The sequence below is a fragment of the Erythrobacter sp. genome (genome assembly GCF_035194505.1).
Classification (GTDB): domain Bacteria; phylum Pseudomonadota; class Alphaproteobacteria; order Sphingomonadales; family Sphingomonadaceae; genus Erythrobacter.
Map to the genome: position 1 here is coordinate 1,772,292 of NZ_CP136573.1, position 14,637 is coordinate 1,786,928.

A 14,637-nucleotide genomic window follows, 5' to 3' on the forward strand; every position below is an offset into this window, starting at 1 on the left:
GCCGCGCAGGCGCCATGCTTTCAAAAGCGTGAGGGCGCGGCTAGGGGTGCGGCCGGTTCTAGTGGCAGGGGAAGCCCCGTGCAAATTGCAACGACCCGCGATGTGTTGAGAAATGCGGTTGCCGGACTGCGGCAGGCAGGCGACGGGCGGATCGCGCTGGTGCCGACGATGGGCGCGCTCCACGAAGGGCACCTCACGCTGGTGCGCCGCGCGCGCGAGCTGGCCGATCATGTGGTCGCCTCGATCTTCGTGAACCCCAAGCAGTTCGGCCCGAACGAGGACTTGGACGCCTATCCGCGCCAGCTCGCCGAGGATGCGCGGCTGCTGGAGGGCGAAGGCGTCGCGCTGCTATGGGCGCCAACGGTCGCCGAGATGTACCCCTCCGGCTTTGCCACCAATGTCAGCGTCGCCGGCGTGAGCGACCGGCTGTGCGGGGCGGCGCGCCCCGGCCATTTCGACGGCGTGGCAACCGTGGTGCTCAAGCTGTTCAACCAGGTGCAGCCCGATATCGCGCTGTTCGGGGAGAAGGACTACCAGCAACTCGCGGTGATCCGCAGCATGGCGCGCGACTGCGATCTGGCCTTGCCCGAGGCCCGCAACATCATCGGCGTGCCGACCGTGCGCGAGGCTGACGGGCTCGCGATGTCGAGCCGCAACCGATATCTCTCGCCCGAGCAGCGCGCCGCCGCCGCCGCGCTACCGCAGGCGATGCGCCGCACGATTGCCGCGATCGAGGGCGGAGGCGATGTGGCAGGCGCGCTCGCCGCACTGGAGGCCGAGGTGATCGCTGCGGGCTTTTCCAGCGTCGATTACGCCGATCTGGCGGACGCAGCGAGCCTCGCTCCGCTGACGGCGCTTGGCACCGGCCCCGCCCGCGTGCTCGTCGCCGCGCGGATCGGGGGCACGCGGCTGATCGACAACATGGCGGTGGGGGCCTAACCCCATATTGACGATTGCCCCCGCATAGTGGCATTGGCGCAGCCGAGCGGGCGGGTATAGCTTAGTGGTAAAGCTCCAGCCTTCCAAGCTGGCTATGCGGGTTCGATTCCCGCTACCCGCTCCAGCCCTGCCTTCCCAAACAGCCCCAGAAAGTCTATAAAACCCTTGGAAATCCGAGGGATTTAGGCCTTCGGTCGTCCGAGAATGTCCCTATTCTTCCCGCTGCATCCGGGGCCCTTGGGGGCCACATCACGGGACCAAAGCATTTCGGGCAATTGGACTGGCCCCCACGTGGGGGCCACGAGCTGGGAAAGGACCGAGAGCCATGCCGCTGACAGATGTTGCGATCCGGAACGCCAAACCGCGCGATAAGCCTTATAAGGTGGGCGACACTCTCGGCCTGTTCCTGCTGGTGCAGCCGTCGGGCGGTAAGCTGTGGCGGGTCAAATATCGCATCGACGGCAAGGAGAAGAAGTTAGCGATCGGCATCTACCCTCAAGTCGGCTTGGCCGAGGCACGACGCAGGCGAGACGCTGCCCGCGAGTTGGTGGCCGCTGGCAAGGATCCGGGCCGCGAAAAGCAACGCGAGAAGGTGCGGTCGCGCATTCAGGCCGAGACAAGCTTTGACGCCATCGCCGCCGAGTTCTGCCAGAAGCGGCGGCGCGATGGTCAAAAGGCCTGGGCGGTGAGCACGGCCACGCGCAGCGAGTATCTGCTGTCGCTGCTCAAGGGATCGATCGGCAAGCTTCCCATCACCGATATCGAGCCTGCCGACGTGTTGATTGCCGTCCGCAAGATCGAGCGCAAAGGCCAGCTGGAAAGCGCCCGCCGCACCCTGCAGCTTGCCGGCGCGGTGTTCCGCTATGCTGTAGCGACCGCCCGCCTTTCGTCGGACCCCACCCGCGACCTGCGCGGCGCTCTGACCGCGCCGACCGTCACCCACTACGGCGCAATCATCGACCCAGCGCGTGTGGGCGAGCTGCTGCGCGCCATCGACGGCTACGAAGGTCAGCCGATCACCAAGCTGGCGATGCAATTGGCCCCGCATGTCTTCGTCCGCCCGGGCGAGTTGCGCCACGCCGAATGGAACGAATTCGATCTCGATGGCGCGCTGTGGACGATCCCGGCAGGCAAAACCAAGATGCGCAAGGATCACCTCGTCCCACTCTCACGCCAATCGATTGCGATCCTAGAAGACCTCCATGCCCTGACCGGTCCCGACGGCTTCGTCTTTCCCTCGATCCGCTCCCGCAAGCGCCCGATGAGCGACAACACGATCAACGCAGGCCTGCGCCGCTTGGGCTACTCCACCGATGAAATGACCGCCCACGGCTTCAGGGCCATGGCCTCAACCTTGCTCAACGAAAGCGGGAAATGGAACCCGGATGCAATTGAGCGCGCCCTAGCCCACGGCGACAGCGACAGGGTCCGCGCCGCTTACCACCGGGGCGCACACTGGAAGGAGCGCGTGGCCATGGCGCAATGGTGGAGCGACCACCTAGACCGGCTGCGGAAGGGGGCCGAGATTGTGCCGATCAAGACGGGGAAGCGGTGACCGGCGATTAACGCCGCAACTCGTCTGCGACCCGCATGAAATCGACGAATTTCGACATCTATTCAACTTGTTATGACTAAGCGAGTTGCCCACAACTCGCCGCAAACCCCCATAACTCGCAGGCGGATCATTTGTGCACAAACCGTGTTTCCATCGAAATATAAGAGATATGCAACCCGAATTCGCGGGGTAGGGTGTGCTCACTGTTCCCCAATTGCGCGGTTCGGATTCAATGCCTCTGACGCTTTCAGCTTGGCGCTCTTAGACATCCGCCCAGAACGGAGCCTCCGGCAGGCTGGGCTGCAAAGCCGGGATCGGGTTTTGGCGGTTAAAAGGCATTCAAGATGTCGGCCATTGGCCGTTTGCCGAATGAATTGTTTCGGCGAACAGGAGCCCAAAACAGCAGCCCTATCAGCTAGCCGAAGACGGCAGCTGCCGACCCAGCCTCAGTCGTTCGCGATCGCCCGATTGAGCGTCGGCTTCCGCCAACAGCTGCCTTTCCGATTTCGAGTCGAGCATCGGCAGCGTCTATGACCGCAGCTGGGTGGGAACGCGTATGGCGGCTTATAGGATGCCCAAGCCACGCAGCGCCACTTTCATGGCGGTGGCGAAGGCGTCCAACTCGAAGTTCGGGTTAGCCGCGACATTGCGCAGCCAGCGTTCGCCGCCCAGGTTGGTGACCGAACATGATCCCGGCGGCATTGCGGCAAACAGTGGCTCGGTGAGGCCCGTTCTCTTCGGCCGCCAGACCACCACCCCGGTCTGCGGCATAGCCAGAAGTTCGAGCTGGTCGTGGGACGATATCAGCGATGCAAGGTCGCCCGCCGCCTCCATCAGCGCGTCGATCCGGGCAGCCGTCCCTTGCCGCCCCCACGCCAGCAAGGTGGCAAGCAGCGGAACAGCGGTCGCCCCGTGGGAGCCCAGAACCCCGACATTCGGCGCGGCAAGATAGGCCCCGCCAAAGGAAATCGCGTCATGCGCAGGGGCCGCATCGCGAAACAGCACCAAGGCGGACTCCTTGGGCTGGAACAGCCACTTGTGCGCCGATACCGCGACCGAATTCGCGTTCTCGATGCTGCCGAGCACATGCGCGTGGGCCTCGCTGAGCCGCAAGGGCCCAGCCCAAGCCGCATCGACATGGGTCCAGGCGGCGCGTCCGCACAGGGACAGATCATCGACCGCGCCCGTGCTAGTCGTGCCTGCGGTCAGCACCAGAGCCGTGTGCCGCAGGTCCTCAGGCACCGCCTCCGGCACCAGCGCGCCCGATGGCCCGCAGGGGAGCGGACGTGCGGCGAGGCCGAGAATGTGGGCCGCCTTACCCACGGACAAATGGGCGGACTCTCCATAGACCACCTCTTTGACCCCCGCACATTCCCGCGCCGCCCACAGCGCAGTGAGATTGGCGATTGTCGATCCGGGCACCATGTGCCCGCCGCTCATTCCGAAAAATGGCGAGAGCCAGCCGATGACCCTGTGTTCGATCTCACGCGCTGCCGGGGCGGTTGCCGGATGAAGCAGGTTCTGGTTGAGCGATGCATTCCATAGGGTAGTCGCCCAGGTGATCCACGGTGTGGGCGGATCCATATGGGCAAATGCGGTCGCATCGCCCAGCGCGCTGGCTTTGCCGAGAACTGCGGGCGCGAGAAAATCCAACGTGGCACGCCCGCCGAGGCCCAACTCCGGCATTTCGGCAGGCAAGGAAAGCAAGCCCTCACTGCCCTCACTTTGCCCGCCCATGAGTTCAAGTGCCCAGCTAAGGGCTTCGCGATCAAAGGCGAAATCGGGGTCGGCCATGGAGACCTATTAGCGCGGCGGGCACATTCCGCCATATGAATCCTTGTGGTCAGCAATCCGACCGGAAAGGGGTCGATTGCAGAATGTCGGCTCTTGGGAAAAGAAACCGCAATTGCCGTCATTCGCGGCCCGAGTTGGGGCCCGTCGGCTGTCGACCCAGAGGCGGTCGTTCGCTATTGCATGAGCAATCGTCCGAAGTTGGCAAAAGTTGCCATTTCAGCGCGCCGATCTTGGCGGAAAGCAAGGCGCGTTTGGCTGGGAAACGCGCTACATCGTACCGTCTGGGACCTTGTAAAGGACGTCCATAAGCGCAAGGTTGCGCGGGTCGCCGATGAGGTCGTCCCCCATCCGGTTCATGGTGTAGGCGACAGCCCAGCCACGCTCGGGATCGGCAAAGGCAAAGGAGCCGCCCCATCCCGAATGGCCGAACGCAGCCTCGTTCGGGCCATATGCGCCGCTGGAATTGCGCAGGAACCCGGCGGCCCAGCGGGCCGGTTGGCCTAGCACACTGTCGGAGCCCTCGAAGCGTACAGCAGTCGCCGCCGCGAGCGTTGCGCCGCTCACCAGAGCGCGCGCCGGATCGTAGCGTGCGGCGAGAAAGCTTTCATAAAGCGCGGCGATCCCTCGTGCCGAGGCAAAGCCGTTGGCAGAGGGGATTTGCGCCGCCTGCCACGCCGGGTCATTGGCAATAAGCGGATCGAGCGGCGGGTTTACGAGGGCGGCAATCTGCGCCGGCGTCAGTTCATGCGCTAGCGCCTCGGACGACATGGTGGGCGGTGCGATCACTGGCGCATGGCGATGGCGCTCCGCCTCGGACAGGCCCAGATGGATATCGTACGCGGCGAATTCTTGGGCGAAGAACTGCCTGATGGATCGTCCATCGATCCGTCGGAACAGTCCATCGGCGAGAAAACCGACAGCAATTGCATGATAGCCCGCTTCGGTTCCAGGCACCCAGAAGGGCGCGGCCCGGGCCAGCCGGTCGGCCGCCTGTTCGATGTCGTAGAAGGCGGTGATGTCCACCGCCTCGCGGAAGCCGGTCAGCCCGGCCTGATGTGAAATCAGCTGGCCGATGGTGACATCGCCCTTGCCGTGCGCGGCGAACTCCGGCCAGATGTCCGCAACCCGGTCGTCGTAATCCGCCTGTCCGCGATCGACCAGCAGCGCAAGCGCGATTGCGGTCAGTCCCTTGGTGGTCGACCAGACGTTGACAAGGGTGTCATGCTGCCAAGCGGTGCCGCGCGCAGGATCGGCCATTCCTCCCCAGAGGTCGACCACGGCCTCGCCGTGCTGCACCACGCATAGCGCCGCGCCCACCTCGCCGCGTTCGGCGAAATTGTCGTCGAAGGCCTGCGCCAAAGGCTCGAAGCCCGGGGCGCAGGTGCCCTTCATCGTCACGCCGCTCATGACCTCAGAACGTCTTGGTAAGGCTGACGCCAAACGTGCGCGGCGCGCCGTAGACGCGGTTGCCAGTGCCCAGCGCGAGCTGGTTGATGCCCTGGGTCACGTAGCGCTCGTCAGCGATGTTCTTGCCCCACACCGACAAGTCCCATCCACCCGTCCGCATTAATGAGATACGCCCGTTCCAGACCCAGAAGGCATCGGCTGCGATCAGCGGATCGTTGAGCCCGTCCTTGAAGGTCAGCCCCTGATAGCGCCCATCGATGGAAAAACGCATCGAGAAATCGCTGCTCAGATCTAACTCATAGCCTAGCAGCGTGTTAAAGCTGAACGTCGGCGCGTCGGGAAGCCGGTTGCCGGCTGGCACCGCCCCGCCCGATGACGTGAACGCGCCCAGCTCGCTGTCGAGCAGGCCGAAGCCCACCGCCCAGTCCAGTCCGGGCAGGAACGAGGGCCGAAAGGTCAGCTCCCCGTCGAGCCCGTAGATCTTTGCCTTGTCGACATTGCCTAGACGCTGGATCGGTAGATTGCCTACCGTGTCGCGAATGAAGGTCTGGACGTTGTTGTAATCGTAGTAGAAGGCGCTGAAGGCATAGACCGCATCGAGTGCGTCCAGTCGGCCCTTTACACCCGCTTCGTAGGACACTAGTCGCTCCGGCTCATAGGGAATGAGTTGGCCCGAATTGGTGGCGACGCCGGCAAAGAAGCCGCCGCTCTTAACCCCTTGCGAGATACTGGCATAGGCGAGCGTATCGCCGTCGATGTTCCAGTTGAGGCCAAGCTTGTAGGACCAGTTGCGGTCGGAGATGGTATCGTTAACCACCGCGAGCGGGATAGGCGGTGTGCCGAAGGGCGCGCCTGTCAATGCGCTTCCGGGGGCTTCCGAGACGAGGTCGCGCGTGCCGCCGACATTGCTGCGCTGTTCCCAAGTGTAGCGGACGCCGGTGATGAGATCGAGATTGTCGGTCAGGCGCCATTCCCCGTTGACGAAGGCGGCGGCGGTTTCGGTTTCCTGATCGGAGGAGGTGAAGGTGGTCGTATTGAACAGATCGCGTAGGTCGCCATCATAGGTCGATTGCACCCGGTCCCACGAATAGAACCCGCCGATAAGCCAGTTCACGCCGTCGGTCTCGCCTGCAAGGCGCAACTCCTGTGAGAACTGTTTGACATCGTCGGCAGTGACGAAATCGGTCTGACGCAGCGGGGTGGCATCGACATCAATGCCCCACACGCGGTCGAAGTCGATGTAGCCGGTCACGGACGTCAGCTCGGCAAAGCCGAGGTCCGCGGAGATCCGGGCCGTCAGGTTCAGCTGGTTGACGTCGTATGTCGGATCGACCGACCAGCTACCGCGGAACGGATCGCCATTTGTGTCGCGATAGCCGAAGAAGTCGGTGCAACTTGGCGAGCCGGGACAGACAAGGCCAGGTTCCGCCGGCACCGGCGGCGCAAGGCCGAAGAATTCCGGCTGCCCGATCTCCGACCGGCCTCGCTGGATCTCGGCCTTGAACAGCGCCGTGATGCTGTCCGTTGGCTCGATCAGCAGCTGCGCGCGGCCGAGGAACACTTCCCTACGTCCAATGTCACGATTGGTGGCATCGTTGAAGTAGAAGCCCTCATCCTGAATGATGGCCTTGCCCGCCAGCCGCAGTGCCGCGTTATCCGACAGCGGCAGGTTGACCATCGCCTCGAAATCCTTGGTGTCATAATTGGCAAGGCTCGCGCTCACCCGCCCCCCACCGCCCGGATATCGGGCCGCGCGCTGACCACATTGAGCGCGCCTGCCGTGGTGTTGCGGCCATAGAGCGTGCCCTGCGGCCCCTTGAGCACCTCCATCCGCTCCAGATCGAACAGGTCGAAATTCATCAGGGCGAGCGAACTGAGGGAGACTTCGTCCACATAGACCCCGGCGCTGGGATTGTTGGTGGCGCTGAAATCGTTGAGCCCGACGCCGCGGATGGTGATCACCGGCACCAGGCCCGGCACGTTCTCCTTGACCGACACGTTGGGGGTGAAGGCGACGATTTCGGTGGCGGACTCGATCCGCCGGGCAGCGATCGCCTCGGCATCAACGACCGAAATGCTGATGCCGACATCGAGCACGTTCTGTGACCGCTTCTGCGCGGTGACGAGGATGACATTGTCCTCTTCCGCCGGCGCCGCAGACGGATCGCTCATGTCCTGCGCGTGCAATCCCGTGGCGGCGCCCGCTACCATGATCCCCGCCAGCCCTGTGCGCGCAAGCAAGCGCGCTGCCACTGCCTTTATCATCCTGTGATCCTCCCCATGCATCGTTTTTCGACGCTATGGTATGCTCACCTACACTATCTTCGAAATACACGGCAAGGCTTTTTCGACATCAAAGTATGCACCTAAACCCGATTTACAGTTGGCGCGACGATGTGCTTGCGCTTATTCCGGCATCCATGACCATGACAGGCGATGCTCCGAAAAGCAGAGGACGCCCCAAGCAGCGCGCCCGTGTGCGCGAGGCGCTACTCGATGCTGCGGCCGAAGAGATAAACCTGCGCGGCGCGGCGGCGGTCAGCCTCAACGCGCTGGCCGACCGGCTCGGTCTGTCGCGCAACGCGCTCTATTACTACGTCACCGATCGAAGCGATCTGGTGTTTCGCGCCTATCTGCGCGCCTGCGAGACCACCGCCGATGACCTTGCGATCGCTTTCGAGGAAGGGCACGATTCGGTCGAAAGCCTGCGGCTCTACATCGAACGGGTATTGTGCAACCGCCGCCCGCCGCCTGCGATCCTGACGGACATCGACTTCCTGCCCGATAGCCAGCGCGAAACCATCGCAGACCTCAGCCGCAGGAACACCGAAGCCATTCAGACTCTGCTCAACGCCGGGGCCAGCGAAGGCCGTTTCCGGGCAGTCGATCACGCGATCGTTGCCCAATGCCTCGTGGGGATGCTCAACTGGGCGCAGCTTTCGGCGGCCTGGCTGGGATATCACGATACCGCGAAAGTCCGCGCGCGCGCCGCGGCAGCGATCATCGACATCCTTTTCAACGGTCTCGCCACTAACCCGGCGCGCGATTTCGTGTGCCCGATCGAGCTATCCATGCTCACCGCCCGCTCCTTCAACGCCTTCGACCGCGCCGAAGCTACGCAGGAAAAGGCCGCGCAGGTTGCCATCGCCGCCGCTCGGCTGTTCAACCGCAAGGGGCTGGACGGTGCCTCGCTTGACGAGATCGGCGCCAGCCTCGGGGCGACCAAGGGCGCGGTCTATCACTATTTCGACGACAAGACCGACCTTGTGCTGCGCTGCTACGGCATGGCTTTCGATTTATACGAGCGCATTCTCGACACGGCGAGCGGCCTTGCGATATCAGGACTGGAGCGCTCGCTCACCGTCATGCACCTCAACAGCGAGGCTCAGGCGGGTGAAGAACCGCCGCTGATCCTGCAAGCGGGCCTGTTTTCCCTCCCTGAGGCCCCCCGCGCCCATTTTATTGAACGCTCGCAGCGCCTGTGGGAACTTTCGGACGGAATGCTGCGATCGGGAGTTGCAGATGGTAGCTGCCGCGACTGCGATCACCGCATGATTGCCACGATCACAGCGGGGGCCTTCATGTGGATTCCGAAATGGATTTACCAGATTGGCACCTGCGATCCAAAGAGAGTTGCTGCATCGATTGCCGATTTCTTTGCTCAAGGAATTGTGAGCAAGGAAGCGGGGCTCCCTTGAACCCGCGGGTCGTAAGCGACCTTAGTTCGCATCTTTGACGCTGCTTATGCGCCTTGCGTCATCAGCCACCCTGATTTCTATTGCTATGCCTGCGCTGATCGCATGAACGCTGCCTGTCTGCTTTTGGCGAAACCAGTCGTTCAATAAATCCCGCGGCCATGTCTTCTAAGTCCCAGTGGTGTTAGATCGGCTCCTCGCAGGCAGCGAGGAGCCGATTGTTCAAATCTCCGTGTTCTCGGCAAGGGCAAGCGCGTCTTCGACGTCGATCCCGAGATAGCGCACGGTATTCTCGATCTTGCTATGACCGAGAAGGATCTGGACCGCACGTAGATTGCCGGTCGCCCTGTAGATGATCGATGCCTTGGTTCGCCGAAGAGAGTGGGTGCCATATTCGGATCGAATCAAGCCAATCCCGGTCACCCATTCATCGACGAGTCTGGCATATTGCCGGGTGCTGATGTGGCCGTTGCGATCAACGCGGCTTGGGAAGACATAATCGTCTACCGTCCCGCCACGGCGTTCAAGCCATGCCAGCAGACTGGCTCGAGCATCTGGCAGGAGCTCGAACTGCACAGGGCGGCTTGTTTTTTGCTGCATCACAATCGCGCGCGTCTTGACCTGACCACCATTGACGATGTCGCCGATCTTCATTCGAACAAGGTCGCAGCCACGCAGCTTGCTGTCGATCGCCAGGTCGAACAACGCGCGATCACGCACGCGGCGTCGTTCATTGAGAAAAAAGCGGATCTCCCAAATCTGTTTCGGCTTTAGTGCGCGCTTCGCGCCCACGCTTCGCCCGGCGTTCCAGACCGGTCGCTTGGCGGCATGCATTTCTGTTTCAGGCGTCTCCATGAGCATTCTCCAGTGACCACAATGGTCACCCAAAGAATGTCCGTCGGCTTAAATACTGATAATGCCGGGGCGCCATCCGACCCAGAAACGATCGTTCGCGATTGCCCGATTAAATGTTTGCTTTCGCCAAAAGCCGTCGGTGACACTCTCGAGCCACGTTTAGGTTGAGAGGCTTAAGGCCGGCGCGGCGCTAGATGCACCGGGCTGCCACATGACCCTCGTAAACAGCCTTCTGAAGATTGCGGGGGCTGTTGGCATCTCCAACGATGGCGAGGGTTTGCACCTGTCCAGCAAGCTCGTCGTAGAGATCGCGCATGGGTGCATTGGGCGTTACCATTACCACCGTGTCGCATTGCTGCGCACGGCTAGGGCCGGCATAGGTCGGTGCGATCTCGACCGTGTCTGAATGCACGGCGCGCACCCGGTGACGGGTGAGGACCGTTATACGTCCAGCGGCGGCGGCGATCCGCTCCAGCACCGGCTCGACCATGAGCGCGCTCTCGACCTTGAAGCCGATCTGCTTGAACGGGGTGACGAATGTGACATCGGCGCCCTCGCTGACCAGCTGTTCGGCGACACCGAGCGCCTCGTAGTGGCCGCTGTCATCCACGACCACCGCGTTGCGGGTCTGCCAGTTGCGTCCGGCCATCAGCAGGTCTTGGCTCGAAAGCACATGCGGTGCGTCGTGCCCCGTGATCGGCTCGCCGGGGTTAGAGTGCTGGATACCGTCCATGCGCGGCTGCGATCCGGTCGCGACGATCACGGCGCCGGGTGCTTCAGCCAGGATCTCCCGAGCCTCGGCATATGTCGCGAGCCGCACATCGACGCCGAGACGGTAGATCTCCTGTTCGAGCCAAGCCGCTATGTCGGCGATACCATGGCGCTTGGGGAGCAGTGCTGCGAGGTTGAGCGCGCCGCCGAGCCTTGGTGAGGCTTCAAACAGCACCACCGTATGTCCTCGCAAAGCGGCGACGCGGGCCGCCTCCATCCCTGCAAGACCGCCGCCAACCACGACGACCTTGCCTGGCGTTTCGGCCGTGCCAACCTTGTCCTGATCGAGGCGCAGTTCGTTGCCGGTTTCGACATTGACGGCGCAGCCCAGCCTCCCCTTGTCAAACAAGCCGCCCACGCAACCCTGGTTGCAGGCGATACAGGGGCGGACTTCGCTGGCCTTCCCGGCTTGGGTCTTCCGCACGATGTCGGGATCGGCGATGTGCGCGCGGGTCATGCCGATCAGGTCCGCATCCCCGTTGCGAAGCGCCTGATCCACCTCCTCGAGCGTGCGGAAGCGGCCGGTGATGATGGTTGGCACCACGATGCGCGCGGTAATCGGTGCGGAGGTAGGGACCTCATAGCCGGTCGGCTCATGCATACCGCCGATCATCTTCGGAAAACTGTTGTAGTTGCCGAGACTGACATTGACGAAATCGACCAGTCCCTCGGCTTCCAGCATCTGGGCGGCACGGATGTGGTCCTCGACTCCGACGCCGCCCTCGGTGAGGTCCGGCGCCAGGCGAATGCCCACCGCGAAGTCCCTGCTGGTGGCATCGCGGCAGGCGCGCATCACTTCCAGCATGAACCTCATGCGGTTCTCGAAACTGCCACCGTAGTCGTCGGTGCGCTTGTTGATGTTGGGCGAGAGGAACTGCTGGATCAGATAGCCGTGGGCGCCATGCACCTCGACGCCGTGGAGCCCCGCTGCTTCGCAGCGCTTCGCGGCCGCCGCGAAGCAGCCGACGATTTCGTCGATCATTCCCTTGGTCATGGGAATCGGCACGTCGGCACCCAGCGGGTTCGGCACTGCGGAAGGTCCCCAGGGCGGTCCGCCGTCGAGTGTCGATCCGTTGTGTCCCGCGTGCCAGATTTGCTGGAAGACGACCATGCCGTGGGGCGAGACCGCCTTCATCAGCTTGGCGTAGCCCTCGTCCAGCGTCGGATCGATCATGTTGAGCGGCGCGAGGCTGGTCGGATGAACCCCGAGGATCTCGAGGATGGTCAGCCCGCAACCGCCGCGCGCGCGGCGCTCGTGATAGGCGATGAGGTCATCGCTCATCGTGCCGCCGCCAATGCCGGTGGCATGTGCGGTGCGCACCACACGGTTGGGGACGGTGCATCCGGCAATCGTGATCGGCTCGAAGACTTTGGTGAGGCTCATGTCAGTCAAACCATCCGTGCGAAGGGTCGGCGTCCCGCCGCGCGCCGCGGGGATATCCACTGAGGTCGATAGTGCCGGTCGGCGGCGTGTCGCTGTCGATCACGACCTCGCGCTGCGCGATGCGCCACTCCCCGCCGCGCAAAGCGAATCTATCGAGATAGCGGCCGGTCACGAAGGCACGGCTGCCGTCCGGCTGGCCATGGAAGGCGATGAAGTAGCTCTCCACCCGCGCCTCATCGCCGGTGCGATCGATCAGGATGTTGGTGACATGGTGGCCGCCGGTCGTGGGCGAGCCGTCCATCAGCGGAACGAGGTATTCCGCGAACTCGCGGCCTGTGCCTTGGAAGGGGCCATGGTTCTCGTCTGATTGTTCGTGATAGGCGCTGGCGATCATATGGACGTCCCCGCGATCGACCCCGCGGCAATAGCGATAGATCGCGCGGCGGATCGACAGTTCGGTCAGGACGTCATCCAGATCCATCATCACAGCTTCACCAGCACCTTGCCGCGGCTCGTACCGCCCAGCATGGCAACGAATGCATCTGGCATGGCGTTGAGCCCCTCCACGAATGTCACCTCGTCGATCAGTCCGCCCGCGGCCTCGGCCACGGCGAACTCGGCAATGATCCTCGGTGCTTCGGCGAAGTAGAAACCTGCGTTGAACCCGGTCATGCTGACGTGCTTTTCGATGATCGCGAAGAGATTACGGGGGCCGGCGCGGTAGTTGTCGCCGTCGTAAAGCGCGATCGCCCCGCATAGGGCGATGCGGCCCTTGGGTTTCATGGCGTCGATGGCGATCTCAAGCTGCTCGCCGCCGACATTGTCGAACATCATGTCGAGCCCCTCCGGAGCATGCTCGGCGAGGCGCGCGCGAACATCTTCGCTGCGATAGTTGATGAAGCTTTCGGCCCCAAGTGCGCCGGTGAGCCAGGCTCCCTTCTCATCGGAGCCGGCGCAAGCGATGACCCGCGCACCCGCTCGACGGGCGAGCTGCACGGCAACCGAGCCGACCGCGCCAGCAGCCCCGTTGATGAACATGGTCTCGCCAGGCTGCGGCTTCAGAACGCCGTGGATACCACCCCACGCGGTGACCCCGGTAAGGCCGTAGAGGCCGAGGAAGCGGTGGAGCGGCCCCGCCGAAGCGCTTACCGGCTGAAGCTGCTCGGCGGGCGCTACGTAATGGTCGCGCCAGCCATGCGCCATCGAGACGACATGGCTACCCACCGGCAAGGCCGCGCTCCTGCTTTCGATCACCTCGCCGACAGCCCCGCCCGGCATCGGCTCGCCCAGGGGGACGGAGCCGTGCACGCCGCCCTGGTCACCCATGAACAGACGCATGTATGGATCGATCGAGAGCCACAGGTTGCGCACCAGCACTTCGCCTTCGGCGGGAGCCGATAGCGACACATTGCGAATGGTGAAGTCCTGCGGGGTTGGCGAGCCTTGGGGGCGCCGGGCGAGCACGACCTGAAGGGCGGACGCCGTCACGCCGCCGCATCCTTGATGCGGTTATGAACGACGACATGCTCTCCCGCCTTGCTGTCGTCGCGGACGATTTCGAGCACAACTGCCGCGATGTCTTGGGGGGTGAGGATCTCGATCTGCTCAAGGATCGGCGCTAGCCAGTCAGGCCGGACACCGCCGCCGGTTTTGTCGAGGATCGCCGTCTCGGTGACACCGGGGCAAACCGAATTGACCCGCACACCGAACTGTTCGGCAAAGACACTGCATGACGTGCCGAAATGCACGACGCCCGCCTTGGCAGCGGCATATTGCGCATCGCTCGGAAGAGGGTTCAGCGCTCCGGTAGAAGCGGTGTTGACGATCACCCCGCCGCCGCGCTCGCGCATGTAGCGGATCGCCAGCGTGCTCGACTGGATTACGGCGATGAGGTCGATCTCGATAACCTTGCGGATCGTTGCGAGGCTGCTGTCGGGATAGGGCGGCGGCCCTGAGACGATACCGGCATTGTTGAAGACGATGTCGATGCGGCCCCAGCGCGCGTCCGCCTCGGCATACATTTGCTCCAGATCGGCAGTGTCGGTGACATCGATCCTCAATGCCATAGGCTCCGCGCCCGCCTCGGCTACCACCCGCGCGGTTTCGCCATTGCCGACCTCATCGAGATCCGCCAGCACGATACCGCGGACACCGGCTTCTGCGAGAGCGACAGCCGTGGCACGTCCGATCCCGGCAGCGGAGCCCGAGATGATGGCGACGGTTCCGGCAATTTCCAT

At 63.4% G+C, this 14,637-nt stretch carries 12 protein-coding genes and 1 tRNA gene; 4 read left to right on the top strand and 9 right to left on the bottom strand.

What is annotated here, in order from left to right; all coding sequences use genetic code 11:
* Positions 1 to 78 precede the first annotated feature (78 nt).
* The 3 genes from panC (at position 79) to RSE14_RS08815 (ending at position 2,494) form a co-directional block, all read left to right on the top strand.
* Positions 79 to 939, top strand: coding sequence for a pantoate--beta-alanine ligase (panC, locus tag RSE14_RS08805; protein WP_324072831.1), 861 nt, complete (start codon positions 79 to 81; stop codon positions 937 to 939).
* 50 nt (positions 940 to 989) lie between these two features.
* A tRNA-Gly gene (locus tag RSE14_RS08810) sits at positions 990 to 1,063 on the top strand.
* A 201-nt stretch (positions 1,064 to 1,264) separates the two neighbouring features.
* On the top strand, positions 1,265 to 2,494 hold the full coding sequence (locus RSE14_RS08815; RefSeq protein ID WP_324072832.1) for a tyrosine-type recombinase/integrase: 1,230 nt from the start codon (positions 1,265 to 1,267) through the stop codon (positions 2,492 to 2,494).
* A gap of 564 nt (positions 2,495 to 3,058) precedes the next feature.
* Here the strand turns inward: RSE14_RS08815 and RSE14_RS08820 are convergent.
* The 4 genes from RSE14_RS08820 to RSE14_RS08835 all read right to left on the bottom strand — a co-directional run bounded on the left by RSE14_RS08820 (position 3,059) and on the right by RSE14_RS08835 (position 7,960).
* Positions 3,059 to 4,288, bottom strand: a complete 1,230-nt coding sequence (locus RSE14_RS08820; protein ID WP_324072834.1) for a pyridoxal phosphate-dependent decarboxylase family protein — start codon at positions 4,286 to 4,288, stop codon at positions 3,059 to 3,061.
* A gap of 267 nt (positions 4,289 to 4,555) precedes the next feature.
* Complete coding sequence (locus RSE14_RS08825) at positions 4,556 to 5,695, bottom strand: serine hydrolase domain-containing protein (RefSeq protein WP_324072836.1); 1,140 nt, start codon at positions 5,693 to 5,695, stop codon at positions 4,556 to 4,558.
* A 4-nt stretch (positions 5,696 to 5,699) separates the two neighbouring features.
* Positions 5,700 to 7,418, bottom strand: a complete 1,719-nt coding sequence (locus RSE14_RS08830; protein WP_324072839.1) for a TonB-dependent receptor — start codon at positions 7,416 to 7,418, stop codon at positions 5,700 to 5,702.
* Entirely contained in the window at positions 7,415 to 7,960 is a 546-nt protein-coding gene (locus tag RSE14_RS08835) for a TonB-dependent receptor plug domain-containing protein (RefSeq protein ID WP_324072841.1), read from the bottom strand. Before RSE14_RS08835 ends, RSE14_RS08830 begins: the two co-directional genes overlap by 4 nt.
* Positions 7,961 to 7,995: 35 nt before the next feature.
* Between RSE14_RS08835 and RSE14_RS08840 the strand changes: the two genes are divergently transcribed.
* Complete coding sequence (locus tag RSE14_RS08840) at positions 7,996 to 9,393, top strand: TetR/AcrR family transcriptional regulator (protein ID WP_324072842.1); 1,398 nt, start codon at positions 7,996 to 7,998, stop codon at positions 9,391 to 9,393.
* A gap of 219 nt (positions 9,394 to 9,612) precedes the next feature.
* Here RSE14_RS08840 and RSE14_RS08845 read toward each other — a convergent pair whose 3' ends face one another.
* The 5 genes from RSE14_RS08845 to RSE14_RS08865 all read right to left on the bottom strand — a co-directional run bounded on the left by RSE14_RS08845 (position 9,613) and on the right by RSE14_RS08865 (position 14,637).
* Positions 9,613 to 10,245, bottom strand: coding sequence for a tyrosine-type recombinase/integrase (locus RSE14_RS08845; RefSeq protein WP_324072845.1), 633 nt, complete (start codon positions 10,243 to 10,245; stop codon positions 9,613 to 9,615).
* A gap of 190 nt (positions 10,246 to 10,435) precedes the next feature.
* Positions 10,436 to 12,400, bottom strand: a complete 1,965-nt coding sequence (locus tag RSE14_RS08850; protein WP_324072847.1) for an FAD-dependent oxidoreductase — start codon at positions 12,398 to 12,400, stop codon at positions 10,436 to 10,438.
* A 1-nt stretch (position 12,401) separates the two neighbouring features.
* Complete coding sequence (locus RSE14_RS08855; protein ID WP_324072849.1) at positions 12,402 to 12,884, bottom strand: nuclear transport factor 2 family protein; 483 nt, start codon at positions 12,882 to 12,884, stop codon at positions 12,402 to 12,404.
* Positions 12,884 to 13,888, bottom strand: coding sequence for an NADP-dependent oxidoreductase (locus RSE14_RS08860; protein ID WP_324072850.1), 1,005 nt, complete (start codon positions 13,886 to 13,888; stop codon positions 12,884 to 12,886). The genes RSE14_RS08855 and RSE14_RS08860 overlap by 1 nt, the downstream gene beginning before the upstream one ends.
* Positions 13,885 to 14,637 (bottom strand): SDR family NAD(P)-dependent oxidoreductase, encoded by a 753-nt coding sequence (locus tag RSE14_RS08865; RefSeq protein WP_324072852.1) that lies wholly within the window; start codon positions 14,635 to 14,637, stop codon positions 13,885 to 13,887. Before RSE14_RS08865 ends, RSE14_RS08860 begins: the two co-directional genes overlap by 4 nt.

Excerpts from the sequence above, each read along its gene's own strand:
- RSE14_RS08815 (WP_324072832.1), top strand. The coding sequence starts at position 1,265 with ATGCCGCTGACAGATGTTGCGATCCGGAACGCCAAACCGCGCGATAAG.
- RSE14_RS08820 (WP_324072834.1), bottom strand. The coding sequence starts at position 4,288 with ATGGCCGACCCCGATTTCGCCTTTGATCGCGAAGCCCTTAGCTGGGCA.
- RSE14_RS08825 (WP_324072836.1), bottom strand. The coding sequence starts at position 5,695 with ATGAGCGGCGTGACGATGAAGGGCACCTGCGCCCCGGGCTTCGAGCCT.
- RSE14_RS08835 (WP_324072841.1), bottom strand. The coding sequence starts at position 7,960 with ATGATAAAGGCAGTGGCAGCGCGCTTGCTTGCGCGCACAGGGCTGGCG.
- RSE14_RS08840 (WP_324072842.1), top strand. The coding sequence starts at position 7,996 with ATGGTATGCTCACCTACACTATCTTCGAAATACACGGCAAGGCTTTTT.
- RSE14_RS08845 (WP_324072845.1), bottom strand. The coding sequence starts at position 10,245 with ATGGAGACGCCTGAAACAGAAATGCATGCCGCCAAGCGACCGGTCTGG.
- RSE14_RS08850 (WP_324072847.1), bottom strand. The coding sequence starts at position 12,400 with ATGAGCCTCACCAAAGTCTTCGAGCCGATCACGATTGCCGGATGCACC.
- RSE14_RS08855 (WP_324072849.1), bottom strand. The coding sequence starts at position 12,884 with ATGATGGATCTGGATGACGTCCTGACCGAACTGTCGATCCGCCGCGCG.
- RSE14_RS08865 (WP_324072852.1), bottom strand. The coding sequence starts at position 14,637 with ATGGAAATTGCCGGAACCGTCGCCATCATCTCGGGCTCCGCTGCCGGG.